This window comes from Halorubrum sp. AD140 (assembly GCF_034497445.1).
GTDB lineage: Archaea > Halobacteriota > Halobacteria > Halobacteriales > Haloferacaceae > Halorubrum.
Window position 1 is genome coordinate 1 of record NZ_JAXRUU010000228.1, and the last position, 1,273, is coordinate 1,273.

General features: G+C 48.4%; 1 protein-coding gene and 1 pseudogene. Both read right to left on the minus strand.

Features of this window, described 5'->3' with window-relative positions; translation table 11 throughout:
* A partial coding sequence (locus U4E84_RS17695; RefSeq protein ID WP_322533393.1) for a response regulator occupies positions 1-289 on the minus strand: 289 nt, incomplete at its 3' end.
* A 264-nt stretch (positions 290-553) separates the two neighbouring features.
* Positions 554-1,184: pseudogene (locus tag U4E84_RS17700) on the minus strand (IS6 family transposase).
* Positions 1,185-1,273: the final 89 nt, after the last annotated feature.

Here is a 1,273-nt window from a genome sequence, read left to right on the forward strand (position 1 = left end):
TACTGGCGATTTCCTCGGAACCCTTGCCAGTGAACAGCACAAATGGCAGATTGTGGGCGTTCTTACGAACTGATTTGAGAAATTCAATGCCGTTCTGTCCGGGCATATCGTAATCAGAGACAATACAATCGAAGTTCTGTTGAGAGAGGTATTCTAACCCCTTAGTGGCACTTGTCGCGACTTCAACGGTGAACCTATCATCCTCGCGTTTCAAAAAATTCGCAGTCAACTCAGCAAAATCTGGCTCGTCGTCAACATGAAGAACGCGGATATTTGCTTGTTCACTCATAAATAGACTTTACCACGGAAAACAATAATACCGTAGCAAGGTTATCAAAGAGAATATTCACATGTCGTGTCTTCGTCAACGTACAGTATCACGTTTGCCACCCATCATACTGGCTACCAACTTAACCGGTGCTCGTCACGCTGGAGTGTGCTGGTGTTTGAGTGGACTCACGATGGTCCTCAGCAGAAATTGATAATTTGAACACGTACAGAAACCATAGCTGTAGTATATCTTGCCGACTTGGTGAGGTAGTCCTTAAATAAGCTAATTCCATGCGAAGGCGAACGCTTGAACCCAATTCCGGCAGTACTTGGTTCGATATGGCTGAACGTATTTGAGAATTGGTTTGTTCGTCGTTTTATTTCACGAAAGAAACATTCGATGGCGTTCCGATTCCCATGTATGACGTGTTGGAATCGGAGCCCGTGACGATGGCAGACTGCGTGTAACCACGGTACCCTATCGACGAGAAAGATCGCATCGTCAACTTGATGTTTCTCTCGTAGTTCTGGGAGAAACATCGAGGAGATAGCGTTTGCTCTCGTCGGATAGAGCCGAACGTGGAGCAGACGATTCGTGTCGGGATCGACAGCAGCGTACAGCCAATATCGATCAGTGCCGAGTTGAATCACCGCTTCGTCGACCGCGACGTGATTCGGATCGGCACCGTCTATTGGTTGTAAATCGGCCTTTTGTACCCACCGATGAACGGTGGTCCGATGGCGATCGACACCCAACTTTTCAAGAATCGAGATGGTATCCGAAAGTGAAAGTCCAGCTAAATGGAGTCGGATACTGAGCTTCATCGGCGGCTCGGGTGTCGCCTCTCGCTCTAGAAATATAACTCGATACAACCGCGATTGCCGTTGAGGCGGTCGAGGGGAGCATCAGCCACTTGATCTTTTGATCGCCTGATGCTTCGACCTTATCGCAACACCACCTTACGGGGCAAAGTGTTTCAGCCCTAGAAATGCCCGCCGACTT